This window comes from Rhizobium sp. P1_E1 (assembly GCF_056406015.1).
Genome location: NZ_JBFUAY010000517.1, coordinates 1 through 1,188, shown reverse-complemented (window position 1 = coordinate 1,188; position 1,188 = coordinate 1). Strand labels below are relative to the sequence as shown.

General features: G+C 58.6%; 1 protein-coding gene. It reads right to left on the bottom strand.

Features of this window, described 5'->3' with window-relative positions; translation table 11 throughout:
• Nucleotides 1–1,075, bottom strand: a 1,075-nt coding sequence (gene pepT, locus AC1D1Z_RS37615) for a peptidase T (RefSeq protein ID WP_477853920.1), incomplete at its 3' end; no start/stop codon positions are given.
• Between the last annotated feature and the right edge of the window lie 113 nt (nucleotides 1,076–1,188).

The following is a 1,188-nucleotide window of genomic DNA, read 5'->3' as shown; positions in this document are numbered from 1 at the left end:
CCGTGCCGCCGCGGATGCTGCCGCGCACCGGCGTCATGCCGGCCCGGCGCACCGCCTCGATAGCGTTCTCGACGATCTCCGGGTGACGATCGAGCACCACTTTCATGTTGCGATACTGTTCCTTCACTTGGAAATGATAGGTCGAGCCAGGATAGGCAGATATCACGTCCTTGACGATGGCTTCGAGCATGATCTCCTTTTCYGTGAGCCCCTTTTCGGTGAAGTCACGGATGATGAAGCTCAGCGACGCCTTCTCCATCGAGCCGGTCACGCCGGTGGGATGGATGAAACCCTGCTGGCCTTCCGTGGTCTCGGGGGCAATATCCCTCGGCAGCCGGTCGATGATGGCGCCTGCGATCTTGATGGCGTTTTCCATGCGGTCCTTGGCGAAACCAGGATGGATTGCCACGCCTGAAATGCTGATCTCGACGCCGTCGGCCGAGAAAGTCTCGTCCTCGATATGGCCGGCCGTCTCGCCGTCCATTGTATAGGCGAAGTCGGCACCGAGTTTCTTCAGGTCGACCTTGTTGACGCCGCGCCCGACTTCCTCGTCGGGCGTGAACAGGATCTTGATCGTCCCGTGCTTGATATCAGGATTGTCGACGAGGATCCCAGCCGCGGTCATGATCTCAGCCAATCCCGCCTTGTCGTCGGCGCCGAGCAATGTCGTTCCATCGGTCGTGACGATGTCGTTGCCGACCTGGTTCTGCAGCTCGGGATGATCGCTGACGCGGATCACCCGGCCCGTGTCGCCGGGAAGATTTATATCCCCGCCGGCATAATTCCTGACGATCTGCGGCTTCACATTAGTGCCGCTGAAATCGGGCGCCGTATCCATGTGCGAGCAGAAACAGATGACCGGCACCGTCTTGTCGCTATTGGCCGGAATGGTCGCGTAGACATAGCCGTGTTCATCGAGACGCGCGTCCGCAAGACCGATCTTCAGCAGTTCATCGACCAGAACCCGTCCGAGATCCTTCTGCTTGCCGGTGGTCGGTTGCGTCGACGAGGCGGGGTCGGATTGCGTATCGATAACGACATAACGGAGAAAGCGGTCGAGAACAGTGTCGGTCATAGCATCCATTCCAGCAGCAAGATCACGCAGAGGATATAGCCCTCATGGGCGATGCGACAACAGATTTTTCCGCTCGCAGTTCGGGAGGGTTTCCCATTCAATCCATTTTATGC